Source organism: Pediococcus parvulus (genome assembly GCF_007990205.1).
GTDB lineage: Bacteria > Bacillota > Bacilli > Lactobacillales > Lactobacillaceae > Pediococcus > Pediococcus parvulus.
Map to the genome: position 1 here is coordinate 17,000 of NZ_BJWE01000007.1, position 25,895 is coordinate 42,894.

At 38.6% G+C, this 25,895-nt stretch carries 28 protein-coding genes and 1 other annotated feature; of the genes, 2 read left to right on the forward strand and 26 right to left on the reverse strand.

The genetic code is table 11. The features are described 5' to 3' along the window. Window positions 1-92: 92 nt before the first annotated feature. From gnd to PPA04_RS09545, 11 genes are all read right to left on the reverse strand, one after another. Window positions 93-1,511 carry an NADP-dependent phosphogluconate dehydrogenase gene (gene gnd, locus PPA04_RS02875; RefSeq protein ID WP_057783128.1) on the reverse strand — a complete coding sequence of 473 codons (1,419 nt, stop codon included), beginning with the start codon at window positions 1,509-1,511 and terminating at the stop codon, window positions 93-95. Window positions 1,512-1,655: 144 nt separating this feature from the next. Then, complete coding sequence (gene rpmF / locus PPA04_RS02880; RefSeq protein ID WP_057748399.1) at window positions 1,656-1,838, reverse strand: 50S ribosomal protein L32; 183 nt, start codon at window positions 1,836-1,838, stop codon at window positions 1,656-1,658. A gap of 65 nt (window positions 1,839-1,903) precedes the next feature. Beyond that, window positions 1,904-2,449, reverse strand: a complete 546-nt coding sequence (locus PPA04_RS02885; RefSeq protein WP_057783126.1) for a YceD family protein — start codon at window positions 2,447-2,449, stop codon at window positions 1,904-1,906. Window positions 2,450-2,523: 74 nt separating this feature from the next. Next, entirely contained in the window at window positions 2,524-3,648 is a 1,125-nt protein-coding gene (locus PPA04_RS02890) for a nucleotidyltransferase (RefSeq protein ID WP_057783124.1), read from the reverse strand. 8 nt (window positions 3,649-3,656) lie between these two features. Beyond that, entirely contained in the window at window positions 3,657-4,391 is a 735-nt protein-coding gene (locus PPA04_RS02895) for a class I SAM-dependent DNA methyltransferase (protein WP_057783122.1), read from the reverse strand. Further along, window positions 4,388-4,747: a ribosome silencing factor gene (rsfS, locus tag PPA04_RS02900; RefSeq protein WP_057783120.1), complete on the reverse strand. Its 360-nt coding sequence runs from the start codon at window positions 4,745-4,747 to the stop codon at window positions 4,388-4,390. The genes PPA04_RS02895 and rsfS overlap by 4 nt, the downstream gene beginning before the upstream one ends. An 11-nt stretch (window positions 4,748-4,758) precedes the next feature. Continuing rightward, a complete protein-coding gene (yqeK, locus tag PPA04_RS02905; protein WP_057783118.1) occupies window positions 4,759-5,364 on the reverse strand; it encodes a bis(5'-nucleosyl)-tetraphosphatase (symmetrical) YqeK in 606 nt (201 codons plus the stop codon). Continuing rightward, window positions 5,351-5,995, reverse strand: a complete 645-nt coding sequence (locus PPA04_RS02910) for a nicotinate-nucleotide adenylyltransferase (protein WP_057783116.1) — start codon at window positions 5,993-5,995, stop codon at window positions 5,351-5,353. The genes yqeK and PPA04_RS02910 overlap by 14 nt, the downstream gene beginning before the upstream one ends. Window positions 5,996-6,018: 23 nt before the next feature. Continuing rightward, complete coding sequence (locus PPA04_RS02915) at window positions 6,019-6,330, reverse strand: YhbY family RNA-binding protein (protein WP_057783114.1); 312 nt, start codon at window positions 6,328-6,330, stop codon at window positions 6,019-6,021. 17 nt (window positions 6,331-6,347) lie between these two features. Continuing rightward, on the reverse strand, window positions 6,348-7,463 hold the full coding sequence (gene yqeH, locus PPA04_RS02920) for a ribosome biogenesis GTPase YqeH (RefSeq protein WP_057783112.1): 1,116 nt from the start codon (window positions 7,461-7,463) through the stop codon (window positions 6,348-6,350). Next, window positions 7,464-7,991 carry a YqeG family HAD IIIA-type phosphatase gene (locus tag PPA04_RS09545; RefSeq protein ID WP_057783110.1) on the reverse strand — a complete coding sequence of 176 codons (528 nt, stop codon included), beginning with the start codon at window positions 7,989-7,991 and terminating at the stop codon, window positions 7,464-7,466. It lies immediately after the preceding gene. A gap of 211 nt (window positions 7,992-8,202) precedes the next feature. Between PPA04_RS09545 and PPA04_RS02925 the strand changes: the two genes are divergently transcribed. Next, window positions 8,203-9,153 carry an NADP-dependent oxidoreductase gene (locus tag PPA04_RS02925; RefSeq protein ID WP_057783108.1) on the forward strand — a complete coding sequence of 317 codons (951 nt, stop codon included), beginning with the start codon at window positions 8,203-8,205 and terminating at the stop codon, window positions 9,151-9,153. 98 nt (window positions 9,154-9,251) lie between these two features. Here the strand turns inward: PPA04_RS02925 and rplT are convergent, their stop codons facing one another. The 14 genes from rplT to ytpR form a co-directional block, all read right to left on the reverse strand. Further along, window positions 9,252-9,608: a 50S ribosomal protein L20 gene (gene rplT / locus PPA04_RS02930; RefSeq protein ID WP_057783106.1), complete on the reverse strand. Its 357-nt coding sequence runs from the start codon at window positions 9,606-9,608 to the stop codon at window positions 9,252-9,254. A gap of 50 nt (window positions 9,609-9,658) precedes the next feature. Then, window positions 9,659-9,862, reverse strand: a complete 204-nt coding sequence (gene rpmI / locus PPA04_RS02935) for a 50S ribosomal protein L35 (protein WP_057783104.1) — start codon at window positions 9,860-9,862, stop codon at window positions 9,659-9,661. 17 nt (window positions 9,863-9,879) lie between these two features. Then, on the reverse strand, window positions 9,880-10,380 hold the full coding sequence (infC, locus tag PPA04_RS02940) for a translation initiation factor IF-3 (RefSeq protein WP_057783160.1): 501 nt from the start codon (window positions 10,378-10,380) through the stop codon (window positions 9,880-9,882). 45 nt (window positions 10,381-10,425) lie between these two features. Continuing rightward, window positions 10,426-10,546, reverse strand: a sequence feature (ribosomal protein L20 leader region). Between the two features lie 46 nt (window positions 10,547-10,592). Next, window positions 10,593-12,566 (reverse strand): threonine--tRNA ligase, encoded by a 1,974-nt coding sequence (gene thrS, locus PPA04_RS02945; protein WP_057783102.1) that lies wholly within the window; start codon window positions 12,564-12,566, stop codon window positions 10,593-10,595. A gap of 332 nt (window positions 12,567-12,898) precedes the next feature. Then, a complete protein-coding gene (dnaI, locus tag PPA04_RS02950) occupies window positions 12,899-13,825 on the reverse strand; it encodes a primosomal protein DnaI (RefSeq protein ID WP_057783100.1) in 927 nt (308 codons plus the stop codon). 2 nt (window positions 13,826-13,827) lie between these two features. Beyond that, the gene (locus tag PPA04_RS02955) at window positions 13,828-15,216 is read right to left on the reverse strand and encodes a replication initiation and membrane attachment family protein (RefSeq protein WP_057783098.1); all 1,389 of its coding nucleotides are present in this window, start codon (window positions 15,214-15,216) and stop codon (window positions 13,828-13,830) included. Further along, a complete protein-coding gene (gene nrdR, locus PPA04_RS02960; protein ID WP_057783096.1) occupies window positions 15,216-15,725 on the reverse strand; it encodes a transcriptional regulator NrdR in 510 nt (169 codons plus the stop codon). Before nrdR ends, PPA04_RS02955 begins: the two co-directional genes overlap by 1 nt. A 20-nt stretch (window positions 15,726-15,745) precedes the next feature. Further along, on the reverse strand, window positions 15,746-16,342 hold the full coding sequence (coaE, locus tag PPA04_RS02965; RefSeq protein ID WP_057783094.1) for a dephospho-CoA kinase: 597 nt from the start codon (window positions 16,340-16,342) through the stop codon (window positions 15,746-15,748). Further along, complete coding sequence (gene mutM / locus PPA04_RS02970) at window positions 16,342-17,181, reverse strand: bifunctional DNA-formamidopyrimidine glycosylase/DNA-(apurinic or apyrimidinic site) lyase (protein WP_057783092.1); 840 nt, start codon at window positions 17,179-17,181, stop codon at window positions 16,342-16,344. The genes coaE and mutM overlap by 1 nt, the downstream gene beginning before the upstream one ends. A 17-nt stretch (window positions 17,182-17,198) precedes the next feature. Continuing rightward, entirely contained in the window at window positions 17,199-19,865 is a 2,667-nt protein-coding gene (polA, locus tag PPA04_RS02975; protein WP_057783091.1) for a DNA polymerase I, read from the reverse strand. Between the two features lie 164 nt (window positions 19,866-20,029). Then, window positions 20,030-20,731: a Bax inhibitor-1/YccA family protein gene (locus PPA04_RS02980; protein WP_057783089.1), complete on the reverse strand. Its 702-nt coding sequence runs from the start codon at window positions 20,729-20,731 to the stop codon at window positions 20,030-20,032. Between the two features lie 88 nt (window positions 20,732-20,819). Next, window positions 20,820-22,151 (reverse strand): UDP-N-acetylmuramate--L-alanine ligase, encoded by a 1,332-nt coding sequence (murC, locus tag PPA04_RS02985; protein ID WP_057783087.1) that lies wholly within the window; start codon window positions 22,149-22,151, stop codon window positions 20,820-20,822. A gap of 67 nt (window positions 22,152-22,218) precedes the next feature. Next, window positions 22,219-24,165: a DNA translocase FtsK gene (locus tag PPA04_RS02990; protein ID WP_057783085.1), complete on the reverse strand. Its 1,947-nt coding sequence runs from the start codon at window positions 24,163-24,165 to the stop codon at window positions 22,219-22,221. Between the two features lie 18 nt (window positions 24,166-24,183). Further along, a complete protein-coding gene (ytpR, locus tag PPA04_RS02995; protein WP_057783083.1) occupies window positions 24,184-24,831 on the reverse strand; it encodes a YtpR family tRNA-binding protein in 648 nt (215 codons plus the stop codon). A 98-nt stretch (window positions 24,832-24,929) separates the two neighbouring features. Here ytpR and PPA04_RS03000 point away from each other — a divergent pair, with 98 nt between their 5' ends. Continuing rightward, on the forward strand, window positions 24,930-25,253 hold the full coding sequence (locus PPA04_RS03000) for a PepSY domain-containing protein (protein ID WP_057783080.1): 324 nt from the start codon (window positions 24,930-24,932) through the stop codon (window positions 25,251-25,253). On the opposite strand, the gene trmB is transcribed toward PPA04_RS03000, so the two are convergent. Continuing rightward, entirely contained in the window at window positions 25,250-25,888 is a 639-nt protein-coding gene (gene trmB / locus PPA04_RS03005) for a tRNA (guanosine(46)-N7)-methyltransferase TrmB (RefSeq protein ID WP_057783078.1), read from the reverse strand. The two genes, PPA04_RS03000 and trmB, sit on opposite strands and share 4 nt — an antisense overlap. Window positions 25,889-25,895: the final 7 nt, after the last annotated feature.

The following is a 25,895-nucleotide window of genomic DNA, read 5'->3' on the forward strand; positions in this document are numbered from 1 at the left end:
CACTCACTTCTTTATAAGAAAAAATAACTTTGAGGACAAAAAAAAATCAATTTTAAGCATTAATGTGCCTAAAAAAGATTCCTTTTTACTATTTATTGTTCTTTATACCATGAATAATGGAAAGTACCTTCGCGGTCGACACGTTCATACGTATGTGCGCCAAAGTAATCTCGTTGAGCCTGTAACAAGTTAGCAGGCAAAACGGCAGAACGATAAGAATCGTAATAAGAAATGGCAGCAGTAAATCCAGGCATTGGAACACCAGCTTTAACCCCTAATCCAACGATGTCTCGAATCGATTCTTGATACTTTTTAGCAATATCTTTGAAGTAGTCATCCAACAATAAGTTATCCAATTCAGGATCTTTATCAAATGCATCAGTGATATTTTGCAAGAACTGCGCACGGATGATACAACCAGCACGCCAAATTTTAGCAATTTCACCAAATTGTAAATTCCAATCATAATGCTTTGAAGCAACTTTCATTTGTTCAAAGCCTTGCGCATAACTCATGATCTTACTGAAGTATAGCGCCTGACGAATTTTTTCAATCACAGCATCTTTATCAAATTCAACTTTGCCTTCTGGTTTAGGTAGAACTTTACTTGCAGCAACTCGCTCATCTTTCAAAACAGAAATATAACGCGCATAAACGGATTCTGTGATGAGGGATTGAGGAACGCCTAACGCAAGTGCATTTTGTGAACTCCATTTACCAGTCCCTTTATTACCACCCTTATCCATAATCAAATCAACGATTGGCTTATCAGAGCCTAAATCATCTTTGCGAGTTAAGATATCAGCGGTAATGTCAATGAGGTAACTATCCAGTTCCCCTTTGTTCCAGTCGGAGAAAATATCAGCAATTTCATCAACTGAAAGACCAACCATATTACGTAGCAAGTTGTAACTTTCGTCAATGAGCTCTTCATCGCCATATTCAATTCCGTTATGAATCATTTTGACGTAGTGACCAGCACCATTAGGTCCAATGTAGGTTACACATGGTGTCCCATCTTCGGCCTTTGCAGCCATTTTTTCAAAAATAGGTGCAACCAAATCATACGCCTCTTTTTGACCACCAGGCATCATTGAGGGACCTTCAAGAGCTCCCAATTCACCACCAGAAACACCAGTGCCGATAAAGTTGATTCCTGAATTATCTAATTCAGCATTTCGACGCATTGTGTCTTCAAAGAAGGTGTTACCACCATCAATCAAGACATCACCTTTGTCCAAATGTGGAAGTAACTCAGCAATCACAGCATCAGTTGCCTTACCAGCTTTTACCATCATCATGATTCGACGAGGTTTTTCAAGTGAATTTACGAAGTCTTCAATTGTATAGCTAGGTACTAGGTGCTTTTCTGGATGGTCGGAAACGACCTTTTCTGTTTTCGAACCAGTCCGATTGTATATTGCAACTGTGTAGCCGCGACTTTCAATGTTAAGAGCTAGGTTCTTGCCCATAACTGCCATACCGACTACGCCAATTTGTGGTTTATCCATGTTGCTGCCTCCTATTTTTTAGTTCTTACTAATCGTAACAAAAACGCTAACAAAGTTAAAGTTTTTAAAACTAAATTTGATTTTAGCGCAAACAAAAAGCAGGAAAAACCATGGCTTTTTCCTACCTTTTGTTAAATAAACGAATTATTTACTTTTAACATCTAATACTTGTTTACCATCGTAATATCCACAGCTTGGGCAAACACGATGTGAAACTCGTAATTCACCACAATTTGGACATGGTGCCAAACCTGGAGTTTGTAATTTGATATGTCCACGACGATTACGTTTGCGTGATTTTGATGTTTTTCTTGCTGGTACGGCCATCAATAGCACCTCCTTTAAGAGAATTACGGTTTCCCGCTAATTTTATGTCTTACACTATATTAATACTACTTAGGATCAGAATCTTCTGAGTTAAATAGATCTTTTAGTTTAGCAAGACGTGGATCAACTTGTTTAATTTGCGCATCTTTTTCATCTTCCTCGGAAATAACTTCCCAATCATCCCCAGCGGGCATTGGAACTTTGCCATTTTCTTCATCAGGTGAAAAGATTTGCATCGGAATTTGTAAAATAATATTATCCGCAACAGCCTTTGAAAAATCAATTTGGTCATCCTGAACCGGCAAAACCGTTTCGGTTGCGTCAAATCGATCTAAACTTGTACCTGCTTCAACATAATATTCATTCACGGGAAAGTCTAACTGAAAATTTACTGGCTGTAATGACCGTGAAGACGGTACCACGATTTCTCCAGTAACTTTAGCTGAAACTAACACTGCATCCCGATCCTTAATTGCATACCCATCGACTTTAACCAGTTTCACATCCAAAACTTCCGACGTGCGACTGATTAAGTCCTCTTTTAAATCAAGATTTTCATTAAAATGGAGGGGTTCCTTGTGTTTCATAAGATCAGAAAGTGACCAATTCATTTAAAAACCTCCTAATGCAACGAATGTAATTATACCTGTGCAAAAAATCTTTGTCAATGGAAATTCCTTGACAGTCACACTAAAATAATTGGTTTTCGTCCAATTGTTTGTTCTTGACCTGTTAATAAACTATAAATTTGGTCAGCTTGACAAGTAATTCGGTAAACAGAATCACTTTCTTCTTTTCCAATTCTACTCAGCACCAACAAATTCAAAACCTGCATTTGATGTAAATACTGTTGTCCAATTGGATTAAATCCAAGAACTCGAAACACTGATTTTTGGTTAAGCATTTGCCCTTTCTTAAGATTTAACGTAATAGCCAAACACAAGCGCTGCAAATGGGTATACGTATACCGTTTTGTTTTTAACGCTTGTATAAAAGTTGTAAAATCAGTAGTTTTCTGAATGATAGCTTTAATTCGATTTTCAATTCCTTCTGAAACACCATAAATTTGACCTATTTCTTCTGCCGAAGTAGTTAATACCCGATACTTCAGGTAGGGCCATAAATCGTTCCAACTAACTACAGGACCTGCCAAATCCTTTTTCGTTTGTTCCGGAATAAAAATCTCATAATTTTTATTTTTTTTAAAACGAGCCTGCCGAATCGCCGAAGCACTCGCAAAATGTGCAAAATTTAAAGATCGATCCGAATGATCGCTTTCTAGTCTTTGTACAGGGACTAACTTCATTTTAGAAGTTTCCACTTTTTGATTGGCCAAAAAATAATTAAAGGCCAAAATATCATTGGCAGTCTTTAATTCAGTCCCGGTTTGTTGAGCGAGTGTTTTAAATAGCTGCGCAGCAAAGCTTTGAGCATGATTCGAACCTTCAAATTTAAGATTCTGCGCTTTTTCAACTAAATAATTATAGTTTAACTCTGGGTGCTCACTTCCAAAAACCAAATAATCACTACCCAGCTGTGCTGCCATTGAAACCGCACCTTGCGCAAATAAATGAGCAGCTTGCATGGAAACATTGATTGGCAGTTCGATAACCAAATCAGCCTGACTACTCAAAGCCTCTTTCGCGCGTTTCCACTTATCAATGATGGCAGGTTCTCCTCGCTGTAAAAAATTGCCACTCATTAGCACCACTAACACATCAGCGTGCGTTAATTCACGGGCTTTGTTTAAAAGATAGGCATGTCCGTTATGAAACGGATCAAATTCTGCAATTACACTGCAAACTGTCATTTAGTCACCTACTTTGAACACTCGAAAAACCACCGCGTACTTTTGTCGTTGATAGCATCTCTGCCAAAATTGCTTGAAGTTTTCACATTCTTAAAGCCAACTTCATTAAGCAAACTCAAATACGTTTCCAATTCATAAGTGCGTTCATGATGTAATTCATTAATTTTACTATAAGTGTTTGTGGCGTCATTTTTCACAAAAAAGGTCAAGTCGTGCTCTACACTATGTGGTTCCTCAGTCTGATAGGTTGTCCATAAAAACGCCTGCTCGTCATCCACATAGTTATACATATAGCCAGGATAGATCTCATCTGTTTGATACGGCGAAATCACATCAAACAAGAATTTTCCATCCGCGTTCAAATGCTGAAAAACCTGAGCAAAACAGGTTTTCAAATTCTGTTTATTTGGTAGATAGCAAAAAGAATCTGCAAAACATGACACCACATCGTAATTTCCAAGTTCACTCAAATCTAACATGTTACCTTGCATCAATGGCAAAGTAACTTTGGCCTCTTGTGCATGTTCATCCGCCAAAGCCAACATTTCATCAGATAAATCGAACCCTGAAACCTGATAGCCATCTTGAATGAGTTTAACCGCTAATCTTCCACTGCCACAAGCAAGATCCAACCAGTCAACTGTTTTGTCAGACTGCCGTTTGGAAACAAAATCCAGCCACTGATCATACATGGCTGGGTCCATCAAATCATCATATAGTTTAGCAAAGGTCTGATAAATCATGCTTCAACCCATTTTTGAACATCAACAGGATTGGCCTGTGACCAAAGCTTTTCCAAATTATAGAATTTACGTTGATCAGTCTGGAAAACATTTACAATAACGTCGCCCAAATCAATTAGGATCCATTCAGCGGCACGTTGGCCTTCTACGTGGCGGACGGACACACCGTTTTTTTCATTTTGGTCAACAATTTCATCTGCAATAGCGGCCACTTGTCGATTTGAATTAGCACTCATAATCACAAAATAATCTGCCAACAAACTCACATTTTCCATGTCTAAGGCAATGATGTTTTCTGCCCGTTTACTACTTGCTGCTTTCACAGTCGTTTCTAAGATTGTTTTACTTTCTGTCAATGAATTTCCTCCTATTTTTCGTTCTGCCATGCGTTATATGTGGCAATGGTACCCGGATAAATGGGCTTTGCATTTTCAACTAAATAACTTAGCGTCTGTTGTGTTTGAAAAAAGACACCCTTTTTTAAACTTTCATGTGTGATCTGGCGAGCTTTGTCAACACCAGGGAAATCTCGACCAGGCTCGATATAATCGGCCATATAAACAATTTGATCAAGTTTAGTCATATAGGCTGCGCCAACTGTGTGACGGCGCACAGCGTTCAATATATCTTCGTCATAGATATGCAATTCATCTTTGATGAGCTCAGCCCCAACCACACCGTGCCAAATTGCATTACCATAATCCAAAAGAACCGGATTCATCTGTTTATCATTAATCACTTTAATAAAATCATGATCAGATCGTTGCTTGGCATAATCATGTAAAAGGCCAGCAATAGCAGCTTTTTCAGGATCTACATTGTTTTCATTTGCTAATTCCATTGCTTGCTTTTCAACCCGTAAACAATGCTGAAAGCGTTTGTCATCTAACTTTTCTTGAACTTTATCTACTAATTGTTTTCTTGTATAAGGAATTAAATTTTCTGAATACTCAATTGTGTCATTTTTTTCCATATAATTTATGCTCCCTAATGTATTCGCAAACTTGCTGTGGAACAAGATACCTTATTGAATGCCGTTTAGCAATCTTGTGGCGAATTAGTGTTGAACTCAAATCAATTGTGGGGGTATCAACCCATAAAATTGGATAGGCACTATGCACTTTCACTCCGGGCCGTTTAACACCCACGAATTGAACCATTTTTGCCAAATCAGCAATCCGATACCATTTTGGTAAATAAGCAACCATGTCAGCGCCAATAATAAAATAATATTGATTTTCCGGATGAGCACGTTTCAAAGCTATCAATGTATCATAACTATAGCTTTTCCCACCTCGATTGATTTCGGCAAGTTCAACACCGAAATTCGGATTATCTTCAACTGCAAGTTTGACCATCGCCACTCGATGCTTGGCTTCAATTGCAGATTTAGTATCCACATGAGGTGGAATAAAATCAGGCATAAAATCCACTCGATCAAGTCCGAGTTGCGAACAAACCTGTTCTGCCATGATTAAATGTCCCAAATGAGGCGGATTAAATGTTCCTCCCAATAAACCAATTCGTTTATGCACAATATCACTAACTAATTCTGTTTCGACAGTAACTTTTGTCTGTTGAACGGTTTTTGTCCGCGTCAAAATCTTTCACACTCCGTTGATTAAACTTAAATATCTTTAACCTGCAACGAAATATTGCGTTTGTCTTCGTCATCAGACTCTTTAAACAACACTAAGACATGACCAATGATTTGAACAACCTGAATAGCAGTATGACTTTCAATGAAATCCTTAACCTCTTCAGGAGTAACGTCTGCACTTTGTTGCAAATTAATTTTAATTAATTCATAGTTATTCATGGCACCATCTAGCTGATCGACCCATGCTTGAGTTAAGCCATTTTTACCAACTGAAAATTTCGAGCGAAAGCGTTGAGCCTTACTACGTAAAAATCTTTTTTGTTTTCCTCTTAAATTCATATTTTCCTCTTTCATTTTTAAACCAGTGGGCGACGGACGACAGTTGAGATGCCTCTTGGCGCCCAAATAGCAATCGTTGAATGACCAGGAACCGTAATCCATCCCAATCCCTCAATCACAACATCACTCTTTTCATCCAAATGAAATTCATGGCGTTGTAACTCTGGCAATTTCTCCAAACCTTCTTTATCCGGCGGTGTTAAAAGTTCACCCACATGCTTGGTATAAAAGTTTTCTGCGTTGCTTAACTTCGTCCGATGAATCATTAAATTATTTTCAAAATAGGTAATTACTGCGCCATGGCCACTTATATAATCAAATCGACCTAGACCACCAAAGAAAAGTGTTTGTTGATCATCCAATTGGAATGTACTTGGTTTGATTGTCTTTTGTGGTGAGACGTATTTCAAGTCTTTTCCGGTTAACACATGGGCCATCTGATCCTCATGGACAATTCCTGGTGTGTCAATTAACATTTTACCGTCTTCGAAAGGTATTTCAATTTTATCAAGAGTTGTACCAGGAAAACGAGAAGTGGTAATCAAATCCTGGGTCCCGTTGTTTAACCGAATAATTTGATTAATCAGGGTAGACTTTCCAACATTTGTCACACCAACAACATAGGCATTACGATTTTTACGATACTTTTCAATCGTATTTAATAAAATTTCAATTTCATCAAGATTTTTTGCACTCGTTAAGAGGACATCAAGAGGCCGAATCCCTTGTAAGTTGGCCTGTTGTTTCAGCCATTCTTTCATTTTGTTTCGTTTCAAAGACTTAGGAAAAATATCTTCCTTATTTCCAACCAGCAAAACTGGATTATCACCAACGAAACGATGAATCCCAGGAATCATACTTCCATTAAAATCAAACATATCGACAACGTAGACAATCAAAGCATCATCATCGCGAATTTGGCTCAATAAACGTAAAAAGTCGTCATCCGTCAATGACACAGGTGCAATTTCATTGTAGTGGCGTAAACGGAAGCAACGCTGGCAATAAACTTCGCCCTTTTCTAATCCCTTATCTAACGCACTCTGAGGCGTATATCCCAGTTGGTTTTTATCTGTTGTTTGAATTTTTGCGCCACAACCAATGCAATAAACTTCATCTTCGGCTTGATCCATTTATTTAATTTCCTCCTGCCAGTTCATATCTGGGTATTTTTTTGTTAACCTTTTCTGAATAAAATATTCAAAAAAACGATTTATCTTAGTATTCCATGCATCCGAATTTAATAGTGGTTTCACTAGTATACTGCGTGTCCCTGCTGAATTTGCCGCTAAAATATCAGTAAGTAATTGATCCCCAACCATAACCACTTGATCGGCATTGAGATTTAATTTTCTTAGTGCCCGGTGAATTCCAAAACCTAATGGCTTCAATGCTCTGGAAACAAATGGTAACTGTATGTTTCTTAGTGCCCGTTTAACCCGTGAATGACTATTGTTAGAAACAACGATAACCGGGATCCCAGCTAATTCCATTTGTGTGATCCATGTCCTTAATTCACTTGTGCCATCTGGATTATCCCAAGCAATCAAAGTATTGTCTAGATCAGTTAAAACCGCTTTTATTCCTGCTTTTTTGAGCTCGTTTGGCGTTAAACTATAAATCTTTTTCAATCGCCAAGTTGGCTTAAACTTTTCAATCATCCTACTCTCCTTAAAACACACTATCCCATCATTATAGTTGATTTTCACAATTTTTGCATTCAAAGTCGCTAGAATCTCATTAAGATTTTTAATTGCCTAAATAAAATCAAATTGTTTAAGGTTTTTAACCTTGTTGAGTTAATATTAGTCATAAACTAATTTACTCACATAAACAATAAATATTAATTCACTTTAAAGGAGTTTACTCAATATGAAGGCATTTGGATTTGAAAAATATGGTAGCCCTAGTGTTTTTGAAGAATTCAACCTTACCCAGCCCACTCCTGAAAAAGGACGAGTCATTGTTAAAACCCAAGCTTTTGCGATGAACCCTTTTGATAGCAAACTGCGTCAGGGAAAAATTTCATTTAAAAATGCTCCCCAACTGCCATTCGTCCCTGGAAGTGACGTCGCTGGAACCGTTGTTGATGCAGCACCCGATGTCACGGAATTTAAAATTGGCGACTCAGTGATGGGTCGTGTCGTTCGTGGTGCTTATTCAGAATTTGTGTCCGTCCCTCATTTAAAACTTATCGCCAAACCAAAGGAGCTGTCGTTTGCAGAAGCCGCTGGGATACCCAGTGCTGGTGTGACTGCTTATGATGTGCTCAAAGGGGCAGTCCATTTAGAAAACGTGACTTCCATTTTAGTGTTAGGTGCATCTGGAGCTGTGGGTTCAATGATTGTCCAAATTGCAAAAGCAATGGGTTTGTTTGTTGCAGCTACTGCCTCACTTAAAAACGCGGATTTTGTCAATCAACTGGGTGCCGACTTATTTATTTCTTCAGATCAAGTGATGCAAAGAAATTTTTTAGATCACGCACCGGTTGACGTTTTAATCAATGCCACTCCAACCGAGTTCACAGAAAAAAATGGTTACAGATGGTTAAAACCTGAAGGTCAATTAGTTAGCTTGAACGGGTTTTCGAAAGAATTCAAAGTCCAATTTGAAACACAATCCATTACCGATTTTAACGATGCTACTTACCACCAAAATAAAAAAGCCTTAGTTTATCTCACTGAATTAATCATGCACAATCAGTTACACGCATCAATTGCACAAACTTTCCCTTTTTCACTTGAAGGCGTCGTTCAAGGCCAGACTCTCTTGGACGACCATCATAAACCAGGTAAAATTGTTGTTTCCAAAGAATTAAATTAAGGCAACGCTTAACTGTTTATCTAATTTTTACAAAAAAAATCCTCGATTCTTGTTAACTATTTCAAAATGAAATAACCTAACAATTCGAGGATTTTTTACTAAGCCAAAGCCTTTTTAGCTGACTCAACTAAAGCTGTAAATGCTGCTGCATCACTAACTGCGAGATCTGCAAGCATCTTACGGTTCATATCAATGTTAGCAACTTTTAAACCGTGCATTAATTGGCTATAACTCATATCATTCAAACGAGCTGCAGCATTAATACGTGCAATCCAGATCTTACGAAATTCACCTTTACGGTTACGACGATCACGAAAGGCATACAAACCAGACTTCATAACTTGGTCTTTAGCAACCTTAAAGTTAGTATGTTTTGGTCCGCGATAACCTTTAGCAAGTTTCAATACGCGTTTACGACGACGACGTGTTACTGTTCCACCCTTTACTCGTGGCATAATAATTCCTCCTAGAACTGGTCACCCAGCATTTTATTCTTTAAATTAGACTATTTGCTGATTGGAGCTAGCATCTTACGATAACGCTTAACGCTCGTATGATCCATCATGCTCAATCCACGTAATTGACGACGTTGTTTCTTTGTCTTTCCATGGAATCGGTGACTTGTATAGGCATTTGCACTCTTAAAACCACCATTAGCAGTTCGTTTAAAACGCTTTGCAGCAGCGCGATTTGTCTTCATTTTTGGCATAATATGTTCCTCCTACTTTACTTTTCTGAAATTGGAGCCAGCATCAAAAACATGCTTCGTCCTTCCATTTTAGGATATTGTTCAATCGTTGCAACATCAGATACAGCTTTTGCCATCCGATTCAATACGTCACGACCAATATCCTTATGTGTAATGGCACGGCCCTTGAAACGAATTGATACACGAACTTTATCACCCTTTGCTAAGAACTTTTTAGCATTCTTAAGCTTAGTATTGAAATCATTCGTATCAATCGTAGGACTCAGACGAACTTCCTTAATGCTAACTGTTTTTTGTCGTTTGCGAGCTTCACGTTGCTTTTTTTGAAGCTCAAAACGGTATTTTCCATAATCCATGATCTTGGCAACTGGCGGTTTAGCTTTTGGGGAAACCAATACCAAATCAAGTTCTGCTTGTTCAGCTAACTCTATAGCCTCTCGTTTCGACTTCACACCCAATTGTGTGCCATCATCACCGATTAATCGTACCTCGCGAGCACGAATACCGTTATTAACCATCATATCAACAGCTATGGCAATTCACCTCCAAATTATTTTAAGAAAAAGGCAGAAAAAAACGAGGTGCATACACACCCCGCCATTAAGACTATTCCTAGTCTATTCATCGTTTTAGCCCAGCAATCTTAATTACTAAGGCGAGAAGCGGGTGCCTCTGCTTAATTTCTCAACTTGTCCAGAATATCAGATTCCAGAGTTTCTGTCAAGAATGCTTACTTAATTAAGCTATCATTCTTGCCACTGTCACCGGTCCGACTATAATTCTGAATTTCAGCCAACAAACTATCGATGAACATATTGTTATTTTCACTTTCAGATTCCTTTTGACCATACTTACGAACACTTACGGTACCAGCTTCAAGCTCTTGGTCACCTACAACTAAAACATAAGGAACTTTTTGTGTTTGAGCTTCACGGATCTTGTAACCCATCTTTTCATTACGGTTGTCAACATCAACTCTGATCTGTTTAGCAGCCATTTTAGCCCGTAGTTTTTCAGCATAATCACCATGGAATTTAGGATTAACTGGAATAATTGTCACTTGTTTAGGCGCCAACCAAGTTGGGAATGCACCCTTGTAAATTTCTGTTAAGTAAGCAGTGAATCGTTCCATTGTTGAAACTAAACCACGGTGAATCATAACTGGACGATGATCTTCACCATCGGCACCAACATAGTGCAAATCAAATCTTTCAGGAAGCATGAAGTCTAATTGAATCGTTGAAAGTGTTTCTTCGTTGCCAAGTGCCGTCTTAGTTTGAACATCCAGCTTTGGACCATAGAACGCAGCTTCACCTTCAGCCTCAACATAATCCAAACCAAGATCATCCATTGCAGCTTTTAACATAGCTTGAGATTTATTCCACATCTCATCATCATCAAAGTACTTCTTAGTGTTCTTAGGATCACGGTAACTTAAACGGAATGTGTAGTCTGTAATATCAAAATCATCGTACACTTCCACCATCAAACTAAGAATCTTTTTAAATTCATCTTGAATTTGATCTGGAGCCACGAAAGTATGACCATCATTCAAAGTCATTTCACGAACTCGTTGTAATCCGGATAAAGCGCCAGATTTTTCGTAACGATGCATCATACCAAGTTCAGCAATTCGAATTGGTAATTCACGATATGAACGAATATGATGTTTGTAAACCTGAATATGTGAAGGACAGTTCATTGGACGTAATTCCAACATTTCACCATCACCCATGTCCATTGGTGGGAACATATCTTCACGATAATGCTCCCAGTGACCTGATGTCTTGTAAGCATCCAAGTTCATCAAAACGGGAGTATAAACGTGTTGATAGCCATTGGCAACCTCCTTGTCAATGATGTAACGTTCGATGGTGCGACGAATTGTGGCACCTTTTGGCATCCAGTAAGGTAATCCGGCACCGACCTTTGGATCAACAAAGAATAGGTCCAAGTTATTACCAATGACACGATGATCACGATCATGAGCTTCTTGTTGGCGTGCTAATTCAGCATCCAAATCTTTTTGCTTCAAGAAAGCTGTTCCGTAGATCCGTTGAAGCATTGGGTTACTTGATTTACCCTCCCAATAAGCACCAGCAACGGATAATAGTTTGAATACTTTTACTTCGCTCGTATTTTCAAGTACCACACCACTGTTCAAAATAACATTGTCATTAATTTTATAAACGCTGACCTTGCCATCTTTTGCTTGAGCATGAACTAATTTAGCACGGTAAGGATCACCATCTACAACCTTAAGTGCTTCTTCTTCAGACAAAAATTCTTGCTCCAATGGCAATTTTGCTTTAATTAATTCAGCCATCTTGTCTTCAATGGCGGGTAAACTATCTACACTAATTTGTTCACTACCATTGTCAGTATCACAATAGAATCCATGTTCAACATTACCTTTGGTACCAAAATGAATATCTGAGTAGATTTCGTGGACTGCAGCTTCCAAGACAACAGCTGCAGTATTCCAAATAACCTGTAATCCTTCTTCAGAATCCTTAGTTACAATTTCAAGTTTAGCATCCCCATCCAATTCTTGGTCTAAAGATACTAACTGATCGTTAACTTTACCGGCAACAGCCTTCTTTGCCAAACTGACACTAATATCTTTTGCAACATCTAATACACTTGAGCCAGCTGCAACTGCACGTTTTGCACCATCAGCTAATGTAATTTCAATATCTGCCATATTCTCTTCTCTTCTTTCTAATTTTTTGTATAAAAAAATCCCGAGTACACAAGTATGCACTCGGGACGTTATTAACGCGGTTCCACCCAAGATTACAGACCAAGGCCTGTATCTCATTGGGTTCGATAACGGGAACAATCCGTCCTGATATTTCCACCAGGCTCAGAAAAGTGGTAGTCATTGGCGCTTCATAGGTGACTTCCAGCTATAGTCACCATTCCCTGAATGAATTCACAATGATCATGTCTTTTCTTTGATTTCAAAACTAATTAAACCACACTCTGAAAAAATGTCAACAACCAAACTCACATTTTTCTTTAATAATTTTAAATTTACGATTGGCGCCGATTGACACCAACCATTGTCACTTCAGTAGCTAAAAACTTAATCCGCTCCATCAGCCGTTTAGCCTTCAGCGGTTCTGATTCACCGCGCTGATTAATCTGCAAATGTTCTTTTTCCAATTGATCCATTGAAAAATTTGAACTGAAAAAAGTAGGTAATTCATTTTGCATACGATATTCCAAAATCACGCCTAAAACTTCATCTCGCACCCAGCTGGACATGGCATCTGCCCCAACATCATCTAACATTAAAATTGGGGCTTCTTTAATTATATTTAGTTTTTCTGCCAAATTATTTTCACCAATGGCGTTCTTCATTTCCACCGCAAAACTCGGAAAATGAACTAAGGTAGACACAAATTCCTGCGAAGCCAATTCGTTGGCAATTGCCCCCAGCAAATAAGTTTTACCAACTCCAAAACTGCCCGATAAATAAAGTGCCTTGTGAAAGTGATGTGGATCAGTCTCATAAGCTTGAACAAAATCTAATGCAGCATTCAATGCGCTTTGCCGATTTTCATCTGGGTAAAAATCTTCAAAGTGAGCTCGTCTAATCATTTTAGGCATATTAACCGATTTGACACGTGAATTGAATTCTCGTTGCTTTTCATCTGCCAAAAGCTGTTTACTAGGCTTATACGAAACTTCAATCATATGATTATTCACAATCAAAACTGGCTGATATCCCGGCATTAGCGTGGGTTCATGGCGGTTAAATTTATCTCTTTCTTGCACATACTCATATAATTTAGAAGCTGATCGTGCCACACTATCAGAGGATAATTCTGCTTTGTGGGCCTCACAGAAAGCTAAAACATCGGCGTCTTCATATACGGAGGACATCAGATTCTGAAACTTAGTATCTAATTTGCGCTTGCTCATAAGTTCTGTTAAGACCTTGCGTACGTTTTCCATATCTACTTATCCTCCTTATGCTGCTTGCGAAGCTCATTTAAACGCTTATTAAGCCGCGCTTGATCATCCTTATTAACCTTAGTAGTAGTTGCTGTATTGTCACTTTTGGCCCAGTCAGGAAGCGTTTCTTTAGCCACAACCCTTCTTGATTGAGTAACTTGTTTTCTGGTTGTGGCCTTAGCACTGGCAAAATTCTTAATTTGTAGAATTGCTCCTTCAGGTGTAGTCACATGTGCCCGACTCCAGTTATTGGCCATCGTATCTACCAATTTATTTGGTAATGTGGTAATTTCTCGATCAATAACAATGTATGAGATCAAAATATTGATCACACTAATCGGAAACAGATTACGATCAATTAAGTTTTTCAATAATTGACGTTCACTATACGTGACATAGCCCCCGTGAATCGAGCGTTTCAAATTTTCCAAATAAGTGGCCGGTGCATAGGCTTTTGCGGCCTTGATAAGTTCTTGATCTTCCTTAGTTAAACCGGTGTTATTATTAGCTTTTGCTTTTTCCAATGGCCCTGGAGTATCGACATATTTTTGATTTTGACTCTGATGGGCAGTAAAATTTTTGGCAATCTGTTGTTGCAGTTTTTTGGTATTTAATTCAGCCGTTACCAAATCAGTTGCTTGTCCGATTTGACGCGCCATTTCCACTTCATCAAGTCCATACAAAAGATGCTCACTTAAAATTAGTTTCTGCGCCTCATCTACAGAGTCCCACTTGGTAAATCCCTTGCTGAGTAACTCTTTTAATAAGCTAAAATCAAAATTTGGATTGCCCAAATTTATTTGTGCTGGCTTACTATCTTGGCCCGCCTTCTTAAATTCAGCTTGTGTTTCACGAATCAAAGAGTTTGGTTCCTTAAGTGCTTGTTCAGAAATATGAAACGCGGTTAAAAAATCGGTTGAAACATTCTTTAAGTCTTTGACATTCGTTTGAATTAACTTAAAGTGATCAGCCAATTCAGAAAAGCGACGTTCTCCCACTGCTTCTAGCAGTAGGCTACTTAATAAATCATCTTTGAAAAAACTATCCGGCAAAACCGGTTTTCCAAGTTGGTATACAAAAAAGTGTCCAAGCGAGTCTTCACCCTCATAGGACTTCAATAAACCAATTCCTTCAAGCTTTTGCCGACTTGTATAGAACTCTGGCAAATCACAGTTCAGAATGTCTAATAATTCCAAATGAGACTTTCTTTCTGAACGCATTCCAACTGGATTCATTTCAGTCCAGAGAGTTAAAAACAGACTAAACGCCTTGGCACCAATAATTGGTTGATATAAATAAGTGAGCACTTTTTGATCAAAATTACTCAAATACGCCTGCTGGGTAACTAAAAAGCCATCCTTAGGACTTAAATTTGCCCATCCCTCATTCATTACGCCTCGCCACCATCATCTTTATCTTTATGCGTGGTTGGTTTCTTCACTTTCTTGTCCTTTGCCATCATATCTTTAAGTTCTTTCATAAACACATTCATATCTTTAAATTGTCGATAAACGCTCGCAAACCGGATATAGGCAATTTCATCTACTTTAGCAAGTATATTCATCACATACTCACCAATGATTTGACTAGAAACTTCATTTTCGCCTAAACCACGAACTTTATTTTCAACCTCATCAACAATTTTCGACATTTCATCCGCACCGACTGGTCGTTTCTCAGCCGCACGAATAAGCCCACGAAGAATCTTCTCTCGATTAAATTCTTCTCGGGTACCATTTTTCTTAATCACCAATAACGGTGAAGCTTCAATTCGTTCAAATGTTGTAAATCTAAATCCGCATGCTTCACATTCTCTTCGACGCCGAATAACTCGTCCATCATCAGTAGGACGGCTATCAACGACACGTGAACCATTATGGTGACAGTGTGGACATCTCATGAACCTTTTACCTCCACTTACTAACGTAACTTCCTATTGTCAAGCCATTTTAACACTTGACGGTGGGTTTCTTCAATAGACCGACCGTTGTCAATCACAATATCAGCCATTTCAATCTTCTTTTTTTGTGACCATTGACTCAAAACTCTTTGCCGAGCTTCTTTATCTGAAAGACCATCCCGTTGTTTCAACCGCTCCAACTGAACAGCTGACGAACTGGTGACAACCATGATTTGATCAACTAATGATTGGTACCCTTGCTCTAAAAGTAACGGAGCATCTAAAACAATTAGGTTGTCGGAGCCTTTTTTGAGCGTTCGAATTTGAAATTCAATTCCAACTCTGATTGCTGGTTGCATAAGCTCATTTAGTTTTTTCAGAGCTTCAGAATCAGAAAAAACTAGATTTCCAAGTTTCTTTCGATTGAGGACATCGCCTTCAAAAATTTGATTTCCAAAAGTTTGTCGCAATCTTTGTGTTACTGGCTGCCCCGGTGCCACAATCTTGCGCGCAACTATATCTGCATCAATGACCGGGAAACCTAATTCTTTCAAATACTGGCTGACGGTGGATTTACCTGTAGCAATGCTACCAGTTAGACCTAATACAATTGCCATTAGTTATCAACTTCAATCAATTTTTGACAAAACGGACAAAAATGGGTACCACGTTGAGAAACCTTAATTCGTTTAATTAGCGTTCCGCAACGTTCACAAGGTTCGCCAGTACGTTGATAAACATGGAGTTGATTTTGAAAGCTTCCTGCATGACCACTAGCATCCAAATATGAAAAAACGGTTGTTCCCTTTGCTTTAATGGCTAAGTCCAGTTCATCAAAGATTTTTTGCCTAAGAGTCACAATTTTGCCAACCGGTACTGTATTAGTCGGTTGTAAAGGGTGAATTTTGGCCAACCACAAAACCTCATCACAGTAAATATTTCCTAACCCGGCAATCATATTTTGATCAAGTAAAAATGCTTTAATTGCCTTGTGATGCTTTCTCATTGTGGTTGTTAAATAATCAATGCTCAACGTTTCCGGCGTCGGTTCGGGACCAATCGTTTTAAGTCCAGCAACCGAATATTCTTCGCCAGTAGGCACTACCACCATTCGACCAAATTTTCTTGTATCGTTGTACCGTAATTCCGTCCCATCAGTAAACTCAAAAACCACATGATCATGTTTGTTGAGAGGCATTTCATGCGCTTGAACCGAGTATTTCCCCTCCATGCGTAGATGTGAAACCATTGAAATACCTTGGTCAAAATGAAAAATCAAGTATTTTCCACGCCGCTGAATTTCTACAATTGTTTTTCCCGTCAATGCTTTAACAAATTCTTTTTCATTTGGCAGAACCATTTTTGGATAATAAATATCAATTTTGTTTATTTTTTTATCAACTACAAGCGCAGTTAACCCACGTCTCACTGTTTCAACTTCCGGTAATTCAGGCATAGCAATCCTTCTAACTTTTACTTTTTAGCAGTATACCAACTTTTGCCATAAGCACTTTCAACTTTCAGCGGAACATCAAGTTTAATTGCGGAGTCCATCACACTAGGAACTAATTTCTTAATTTCTTCTAACTCATCATTAGGAACATCAAAAATCAATTCATCATGGACCTGTAACAGCATCTTTGTCTTAAGTTTCCGTGTTTCTAACTCTTTTTGCATTCTAATCATGGCAATTTTAATAATATCAGCCGCGCTTCCCTGAATGGGGGTGTTCATTGCGGTTCGTTCTGCAAATGAACGTTGATTATGATTGCTGGAATTAATGTCAGGTAAATAACGCCGACGATGTGCAATGGTTTCAACGTAACCTTTTTCTTTTGCACTTTGTACAATCGTTTCAATATAATTTTTGACACCAGGAAATTCTTGAAAATACGTATCAATGAATGTCTTGGCTTGTTTTCGTGAAATACCAATATTTTGTGACAATCCATAGTCACTAATTCCATAAACAATTCCGAAGTTCACCGCTTTGGCCTGGCGCCGAATATTAGGAGTTACTTCTGAAGCATCCTTCAATCCGAAGATTCGGACAGCCGTACTTGCATGAATGTCTTCATCGTTTTGAAACGCCGCTTGGAGATTCTTATCTCCTGTAATATGAGCCAAAACACGGAGTTCAATTTGAGAATAATCAGACGAAAAGATTTGTGAATCTGCTTGGCTAGGTACAAATGCCTGCCGAATCTTGCGTCCTTCTTCTAACCGAATCGGAATGTTTTGTAAATTAGGATCAATTGAAGAAAGCCGTCCTGTCTGCGTCAATGTCTGTAAATAGGTTGTGTGCACCTTTTGATCAGTAGAATGGACAACTTTCAATAACCCCTTCACATAAGTGGATTGAATTTTTGAAATTTGTCGATAAGCTAAAATGTTGTCAATGATCGGAGCTTGTCCACGTAAGCCTTCCAGAACACTCACGGCAGTTGAATACCCAGTTTTTGTTTTTTTAGAACTTGGTAACCCGAGTTTATCAAATAAAATGGTGCCTAATTGCTTGGTGGACTTAATATTAAACTTTTCGCCAGCTTCATTGTAAATGGTCTGTTCAATTTCACTCAAGCGTTCCGTAAATTCACTTTGCATCTGTTCTAAACGGCCAGTATCAACCTTGATCCCCGCAATTTCCATCTTAGCAAGAACTAAAGCTAATGGTAATTCAATAGTGGTATACAACTCACTTTGTTCATTTTGCTTAAGTTCTGTTTGTAATTGGGGTACTAATTTTTGAATTGCCCGCAATTTAGTTGCCAAATGTTTAAAAAAGACAGTATCATCTTCAGGAATACCCCGTTTGACTCCCGTTCCATATACTTCTTCATCAGTTTGAATGTCTTGGTAGCCATGGCGGTGCGCTAATGCACCCAAATCATTGGAATTATCGTTGGTATCCAAAAGATAGGATTGCAGCAAAATATCATTTTTACCATTTGTAAATAAAATTCCCAAACGATTCAAGCCAACATAAGTCCGTTTGAGATCGAAAACGTTGAGTTGTTTATCGGAATTTGTAAAAATGTCTTTAATCACCGGCTCTGATAACAAGTCAACATTACGCGTAACGTACCATTTTTCATCACACCCAATGCCAAAACCGGCAAATGCTGAAGTATGATAATTCTTATCAGGCAATTCTAAGTAAAACGAAATTTCACCCTGTAACTTGGCCACTTCAGTCAAATCTTCTTTTGTCAATTCAACGTATGATATATCTTGAAGAGTTTGCGAATCCTCAAATCCTTCTGTAGATCGCATTTGTTTTAAAAATGATTGAAAATTCATGCGTTCATAAAAATCAACTAAATTAGCCGTATTCTTCCCAGTATATTTCAAGTCTGCCAAAGTCACTTTAATTGGCGCCTGCCGGTTAATTGTTGCGAGTTTTTTACTGAGAAAAGCATTATCTTGATCCTCAATCAAATGCTCCTTAAGTTTGGAAGTTTTCATCTCATCAACATGTTCATAAACACCCTCAACCGAGTCGTATTGTTGAAGCAGTTTTATTGCTGTTTTTTCGCCCACTTTAGTGACACCAGGGTAATTATCCGAAGTGTCGCCAGCAAGGCCCTTCATATCAATAATTTGAGCTGGTTTCAAGCCTAACTTTTCTTGAACATGCTCGGGGGTGTAATCCTCAACTTCACTAACCCCTTTAATTGTAACCGAAACCGTGGTCTTTTCACTTGATAGTTGCGTTAAGTCTCGATCACCAGTGACCACAGTTACTTGATAGCCGGCATCTTCTGCTTGCTTTGAAAGGGTCCCAATAATATCATCAGCTTCATAATTAGCCAACTCATATGTTTTAATGCCATATCCTTTTAACAGTTCACGCAAATAAGGCATCTGTTCAGAAAGCTCTGGTGGTGTCTTTGACCGACCACCCTTGTAATTGTCATACATTTCAGTTCTAAAGGTTGTTTTGCCTGCATCGAATGCAACCAACGCATCGGTTGGCTGGACAATTTCTAAAATATGATCCAACATTTTATTGAATCCATAAATCGCATTAGTATGGAGCCCATCCTGATTTGTGAATTTGCTTAAAGCATTATGGAGCGCAAAAAACGCACGAAAGGCCACACTGTTTCCATCAATCAAAAGTAATTTTTTATTGGCCATTTTATTCTCCTTTTATATTCATAGCTTTATTTTAACAAATTCCAGACACTTATTGTTACGAATCGTTTCTTTAATTTAGATTGATTCCAGCCGTTTTAAAAATTTTCTAAAAAAAACAACCAACCTGTAATAACGCACAAGTTAGTTGCTTTTTCTAAAAACTGTTAATCACGACTACCAAATCCACCAAAGATTTGTAATAAGAATTGGAATAGGTTCAAAAAGTCTACATAAAGCTGCAAAGCACCTTGAGTAGCTAATCCGTTCATGGAAACCCGATCCCCATATTGTAAATAAATAGCCTTCATTTTGTTAGTGTCCGTCATTGATAGCCCGGCAAAGATGATCACGCCAATAAACGAAAAAAGATAATCAATCACTGCACTTCGTAAGAAGATGTTTATAATCATCACGACAAACAACGCAATAAATGCGGCAAACAATTGATTGCCAATTCGTGTCATGTCTTTGTGTGTAGTTGCGCCAATTACCGACATGGAAACAAAAGTAATTGCGGCCGCAATAAACGCCGAAGCAATGGTGGGTAAATTAAAGGTTAAAAAGATAACCGAAAATTCTAACCCAAAGAATAAAGCAAACAACGTTAACATCAAAAAGCCAGTCTTAGCATTTTGAAGAGCTTTTCTACTTGCCGTGCCACTGAAAACCAATAGCCCAATTAAGACGATTATGAAAATAAACGGATGTCCTGAAAGGATTGGCATCATCTGTGCTCTAAACACAACGCCACTCAGATAGGCAATAAGTGCTGAAAGCGCAACGGCATATCCCATAAATCCATACATTCTTGTCATAAAGGTACTGAGACCTACTTCAGTGTTAACAAGATTTCGTGGTTCTTGCATACCAAACTCCCTCTTTCTTTCATTTTGAATACATTCTATCAGATTAAAAATTTCAATCAAGGAAAAAGGTCAGAATTAGTCAAATTATTTAATTATTTTTAAAACTTAAATTGCTAAGGAGTTCCTCATAAGCCTTTTCATAGCGTTGTACATCCCCAGCACCCATGAATACAACTACCGCATCATGATAATCTAAAAGTGGCGACATATTATCGACCTTTAGAATCTCGCCGCCTTTATTAATTTTGGCACCCAAATCTGCTGATGAGACTTTACCATTCTTTTCACGAACAGAACTAAAGATGTCGGTCAAATAAACTTTGTCAGCTAAATTCAAGCTTTTGGCAAAATCGTCCAACAAAGCAATTGTCCGACTAAAAGTATGTGGCTGGAAAACGGCGATAATTTCTTTTTCAGGATATTTTTGTCGGGCAGCATCAAGTGTTGCTTTAATTTCCGATGGATGATGGGCATAATCGTCAATAATTGTCATATCAGCCACTTTTTTCTCAGAGAAACGCCGTTTAACACCCTTAAAATCTAGTAATTCATCTTTAATTTCGTTTAAATCCACTTTTTCAAAGTAAGCCACTGCAATGACAGCTAAACTGTTTAACACGTTATGTTCGCCATATAAATGAATTTGATAATGACCTAAAAATTCATCTTCATGATAAACGTCAAACTCAGAACCCAGCGTTGTCCGTTTAATATCACGAGCTTGGAAATCATCATTCTTGCCAGTCCCGTAATAATAAATTGGGACATCAGCCTTTAAGCGACGTAAATTTGCATCGTCACCCCATGCAAAAATTCCTTTTTTGACTTGTTGAGAAACGTCTTGGAAAGCATGATAAACATCTTCAATACCGGTATAGTAATCTGGATGATCAAAATCAATGTTGGTCATGATCATATAATCTGGATGGTAGGCCATAAAGTGCCGCCGATACTCATCAGCTTCAAAAACAAAGAAGCGGGCATTCGGAGTTCCCTTACCAGTTCCATCCCCAATCAAGTAACTGGTTGGGGCCACACCGCTTAGCACATGAGAAAGTAAGCCTGTCGTACTTGTTTTGCCATGAGCACCAGCAACACCGATACTGGTATATCCAGACAGCATTTTTCCTAAGAAGTCATGATATCGAGTGACGGACAATCCCATTGCTCTTGCTTTTTTAATCTCAGGATGATCATCTGTAAATGCATTACCTGCAATGACCGTCAATCCTTCTTTAATATTAGCTTCATCAAAAGGAAGAACCTCAATGCCGGCCTGCTCTAATCCGCGCTGTGTAAAAGTATATTTTTCGATGTCAGACCCTTTTACTGTATACCCTTCATCATGAAGAATTAACGCTAGCGAGCTCATTCCCGAACCTTTAATACCTATAAAGTAATATGTCGTCTTGTTATCCAATTTTTCTCTTCCTCTTTATCAGTTTTGTTAACAGTTTACCACAATAAAAACCCGTTTTTTATCGAAATCAGGGCTGTTCATCATGAATCTTTTTCAAATCTGTTTGAGTAAAATAAACTTCACGTGGTTTTGACCCGCGAGCTTCCGAAACGTAATTCTGACTTTCAAGTTGGTCAATAATGGTTGCCGCGTGATTATAACCAATCGAAAAGACCCGCTGCAACTTGGATGTGGAGATGGTATCCTCATCAGCCAGATACTCTAAAACGTCTGGTAGTAACTCATCTTGTTCATCAATTTGTTCAACCTGCTTTTTCAATAAATCTAGATCGAATTCATAATGGGGTTGCGATTCAGAACGAATAAACTCAGTAATTTCATCAATTTCGCCATCGACATAAGATCCCTGCAGCCGAATCGGCGTACTTGCCCCATTACCCAGAAATAACATATCTCCACGGCCCAACAACCGTTCTGCCCCACTATGATCCAAAATTGTGCGCGAATCAATTTGGCTAGAAACCATGAATGCCACTCGCGTTGGGATATTATTCTTAATCAACCCGGTGACCACGTCCACACTAGGTCGTTGCGTCGCGATGATTAAATGAATTCCTGCTGCTCTAGCCTTTTGGGTAATCCGGACAATATAATCTTGAACTTCAGAGGAAGCGACCATCATCAAATCAGCTAATTCATCAATGACAACTACGATGTAAGGCAAATAATCTGCAGCATGACCTGATGTTTCAGCTTTCTTATTGAATTGTTCAATATTACGCACTCCAGCGGCTGCTAACTTTTCATAGCGCTCATCCATTTCGTTGGTGACCCATTTTAAAGCTGCTGACGCCGACTTAGGATCCGAAATGACAGGAGCAAGCAAATGCGGCAATTCATTATATGGTGCCAATTCAACTGTTTTGGGATCAATCAAGAGTAACCGTACTTGCCGTGGCGTCGCCTTATAAAGAATTGAAATCAATAAACTGTTGATAAACACACTTTTACCTGAACCAGTTGCCCCCGCAATTAAGCCGTGCGGCATTTTTCTCAAGTCATAAACGCGTGGTTGACCAAACAAGTCCACCCCTAAGGCAATTGTTAACGGTGACTGACTTTCCTTAAAGGCAGCTGAGTTTAATACTTCTGACAACATAACTGGTCGCGATTTAAAATTTGGCACCTCAATACCAACGGTACTTTTACCTGGTATTGGGGCCTCAATTCGGATGTCTTTAGCTGCTAACTGTAATTTCAAATCGTCCGTTAGGTTGGTAATCTTATTAACTTTTACTCCCCGTCCCAGTTCAATCTGAAACTGGGTGACAGTTGGCCCGACCGTCCAATCCACAACCTTTGCATCTACCCCAAAAGCGTTTAAAGCGCTGTCCAAACTTTGCACCTGATCCTTTAACCACTCTGATTGGGAGTCCGCATCCAGTTTAACAGGAGGTTTCAACAAGTCAACTGACGGAAATTGATATCCCATCGCCGTTGAATTTTCTGAAGATCCAAGTGCTGTGGTTGTCGGCTTTTGTGGTGTCATCTGACGTGATTCAAACTGACGCTCACTGGAAAATGCCGGGTCTGCTTCATTATCAATTTGTGAATGCGCCATCTGGACTGGTGCCACACTTGAACTCATGGACATCTTAATTTCCGCCGATGAACCGTGATCTTCACTTATCGAAGGTTCTTCACTAGCTGGCGAATAATTCGTCTCAGGGGCCGAATCAGGTTGAACCGTTGGTGCTGCCTTCACAGCTTCACTTTGATCTTCCGATCGATCATTTGCCATTGCCGCAGAACGCAAAATTGTGCGTTTATCTATGGCTTTTGGCTGCTCTAAATTAACCGCCGATCTAGCATCCTGATTATTTAAAAAGGGAATATTCGTTTTTGAATGCTTTTCAATTAATGGTTTCCGTCGTTTTCCGTGTTTCTTATTCACTTGTTTATTTAGCGAATCCTGATCTTTTCGAAAAAAAGCAGGACCATCATAATGCCTCATAATTTCGTTCACCCAACTTTATTTAGTCTTAAACAACTTGGCACCCTGTGAAAAATCAAACGGCGCCCCAACTTTAAATTCACCATTATCGGGTAAAATTAATGCGCCCTTCTTTTGAGGAGCGTTTGGCAGATGTAATTCTCTACCAGAACAAATCATGCCAAAACTATCAACCCCACGGAGACTACCAGGCCAAATAATTAATCCGTCCGGCATCATTGCCCCCACTTTAGCTACGACAACTTTAATTTGGGATTTCATATTAGGAGACCCACTTACGATCTGAACCTTTTCATCATGGTCAACAAGAGTTTGGGTAACCAGCAAGTGATCTGAATCTGGATGTGGCTCAGCCGTTTCAACAAACCCAACTATAAATTTGCTTTTAGTATCTGCTTTTAACTCTGGATCAAAACCAACTGACTTTAAATACGCATTTAATTTTTCAACTTGTGCAACTGTTAGAAAAACTTGACCCCGGGTCTTTAAATTACCTAATAGCTCAGAGATTGCTTTAAAATTAAAACCTAAAGTGTTATTGGTTTTGGGATCATAAATCCGGGTGACATTTTCTTTTGTGGCAACCGATTGCGTTTCTGTATCTGGATTTAAAATGCAAACTAAGACGTCGCCTAACTCTGTGGGATTATAACTACTGATTAACATAGCGTTTCCTTTCTGTTTTAACTCATTCTGATATATTATTTTAAACGATCTTGGTATACTATAACTATAAATAGGAACTAAAAGAGGAGTGACTCATAATGTCCAAAAAAGAAACCGTCATTACACAAGTTGCAATCGGCTCAATTGGTTTAACAACTGGCGCCTTGGCAAGCTGGTTTTTATTTCATAAAAAACGGGTTTCCGCCAACGCTATTTTGGAAACTGTTCGCAAGGCTTTCTTAAAAGAAGGTCCGATTGAAGGTTCCTGGATAGAAATGAAACAAGCACCCTTGCAAAAATTTGCAATCAAAACAAACGTCTATTATGGCGGGATTACTCGCTATGAAGACGGGGACCTAATTCAATACGAGTTTTTAGCAGACGCAAAAACAGGCACAATTATTGATATTTATCGTCTCTAAAAATGACTTTTTAGTTTGTAAATGCGCTGTCCTTTTTCACTAAATTTGTGTTCATACTCGGTTTCAACGTTCTCCAGTGCTTCATCACTATGATGCAAATCTAAATAAACACCGTCAAATACCAGGCCAAAATTATTCATACTTAAAAGGGAGTATTCGAATAAGCCCTGATTATCAGTTTTTAACTCAATAGCTCCATGTTCCACCAAAATTGTGCGATAAACTTGCAAGAAGGTTTTGTAAGTCAGTCGTCTTTTTTCGTGCCTTGTTTTTGGCCAAGGATCAGAAAAATTCAAATAAATACGGTCAATTTCACCATCCTCAAAATATTCATTCAAATCGGCCCCATCAGCTAAAACCAATTGTAGGTTTGGTAAGCCATTGGCCAAGGCTTTTTTCAAGGCAATTGCTGCCACTGAACGTTGAATTTCAATACCAATAAAATTAATTTCCGGATATTTTAAAGCCATTTCGACAATAAAATGGCCCTTCCCCATGCCGATTTCAATCCGAATTGGTTGTGGCTTTTTAAATCGAGCCTGCCAATTTCCCTTAAATTCAATAGGATTGGTACTTATCACTTCAGGGTGAGCCGCAATCAGCGGTTCAGCCCATGGTTTATTTCTAACTCTCATTATTTTT

What these genes read in the sequence shown, in the direction of transcription:
- gnd (WP_057783128.1), bottom strand. Translation starts at nt 1,511, where the DNA reads ATGGATAAACCACAAATTGGCGTAGTCGGTATGGCAGTTATGGGCAAG.
- rpmF (WP_057748399.1), bottom strand. Translation starts at nt 1,838, where the DNA reads ATGGCCGTACCAGCAAGAAAAACATCAAAATCACGCAAACGTAATCGT.
- PPA04_RS02885 (WP_057783126.1), bottom strand. Translation starts at nt 2,449, where the DNA reads ATGAATTGGTCACTTTCTGATCTTATGAAACACAAGGAACCCCTCCAT.
- PPA04_RS02890 (WP_057783124.1), bottom strand. Translation starts at nt 3,648, where the DNA reads ATGACAGTTTGCAGTGTAATTGCAGAATTTGATCCGTTTCATAACGGA.
- PPA04_RS02895 (WP_057783122.1), bottom strand. Translation starts at nt 4,391, where the DNA reads ATGATTTATCAGACCTTTGCTAAACTATATGATGATTTGATGGACCCA.
- yqeK (WP_057783118.1), bottom strand. Translation starts at nt 5,364, where the DNA reads ATGGAAAAAAATGACACAATTGAGTATTCAGAAAATTTAATTCCTTAT.
- PPA04_RS02915 (WP_057783114.1), bottom strand. Translation starts at nt 6,330, where the DNA reads ATGAATTTAAGAGGAAAACAAAAAAGATTTTTACGTAGTAAGGCTCAA.
- yqeH (WP_057783112.1), bottom strand. Translation starts at nt 7,463, where the DNA reads ATGGATCAAGCCGAAGATGAAGTTTATTGCATTGGTTGTGGCGCAAAA.
- PPA04_RS09545 (WP_057783110.1), bottom strand. Translation starts at nt 7,991, where the DNA reads ATGATTGAAAAGTTTAAGCCAACTTGGCGATTGAAAAAGATTTATAGT.
- PPA04_RS02925 (WP_057783108.1), top strand. Translation starts at nt 8,203, where the DNA reads ATGAAGGCATTTGGATTTGAAAAATATGGTAGCCCTAGTGTTTTTGAA.
- rplT (WP_057783106.1), bottom strand. Translation starts at nt 9,608, where the DNA reads ATGCCACGAGTAAAGGGTGGAACAGTAACACGTCGTCGTCGTAAACGC.
- rpmI (WP_057783104.1), bottom strand. Translation starts at nt 9,862, where the DNA reads ATGCCAAAAATGAAGACAAATCGCGCTGCTGCAAAGCGTTTTAAACGA.
- infC (WP_057783160.1), bottom strand. Translation starts at nt 10,380, where the DNA reads ATGGTTAATAACGGTATTCGTGCTCGCGAGGTACGATTAATCGGTGAT.
- thrS (WP_057783102.1), bottom strand. Translation starts at nt 12,566, where the DNA reads ATGGCAGATATTGAAATTACATTAGCTGATGGTGCAAAACGTGCAGTT.
- dnaI (WP_057783100.1), bottom strand. Translation starts at nt 13,825, where the DNA reads ATGGAAAACGTACGCAAGGTCTTAACAGAACTTATGAGCAAGCGCAAA.
- PPA04_RS02955 (WP_057783098.1), bottom strand. Translation starts at nt 15,216, where the DNA reads ATGAATGAGGGATGGGCAAATTTAAGTCCTAAGGATGGCTTTTTAGTT.
- nrdR (WP_057783096.1), bottom strand. Translation starts at nt 15,725, where the DNA reads ATGAGATGTCCACACTGTCACCATAATGGTTCACGTGTCGTTGATAGC.
- coaE (WP_057783094.1), bottom strand. Translation starts at nt 16,342, where the DNA reads ATGGCAATTGTATTAGGTCTAACTGGTAGCATTGCTACAGGTAAATCC.
- mutM (WP_057783092.1), bottom strand. Translation starts at nt 17,181, where the DNA reads ATGCCTGAATTACCGGAAGTTGAAACAGTGAGACGTGGGTTAACTGCG.
- polA (WP_057783091.1), bottom strand. Translation starts at nt 19,865, where the DNA reads ATGGCCAATAAAAAATTACTTTTGATTGATGGAAACAGTGTGGCCTTT.
- PPA04_RS02980 (WP_057783089.1), bottom strand. Translation starts at nt 20,731, where the DNA reads ATGCAAGAACCACGAAATCTTGTTAACACTGAAGTAGGTCTCAGTACC.
- PPA04_RS02990 (WP_057783085.1), bottom strand. Translation starts at nt 24,165, where the DNA reads ATGAGGCATTATGATGGTCCTGCTTTTTTTCGAAAAGATCAGGATTCG.
- ytpR (WP_057783083.1), bottom strand. Translation starts at nt 24,831, where the DNA reads ATGTTAATCAGTAGTTATAATCCCACAGAGTTAGGCGACGTCTTAGTT.
- PPA04_RS03000 (WP_057783080.1), top strand. Translation starts at nt 24,930, where the DNA reads ATGTCCAAAAAAGAAACCGTCATTACACAAGTTGCAATCGGCTCAATT.
- trmB (WP_057783078.1), bottom strand. Translation starts at nt 25,888, where the DNA reads ATGAGAGTTAGAAATAAACCATGGGCTGAACCGCTGATTGCGGCTCAC.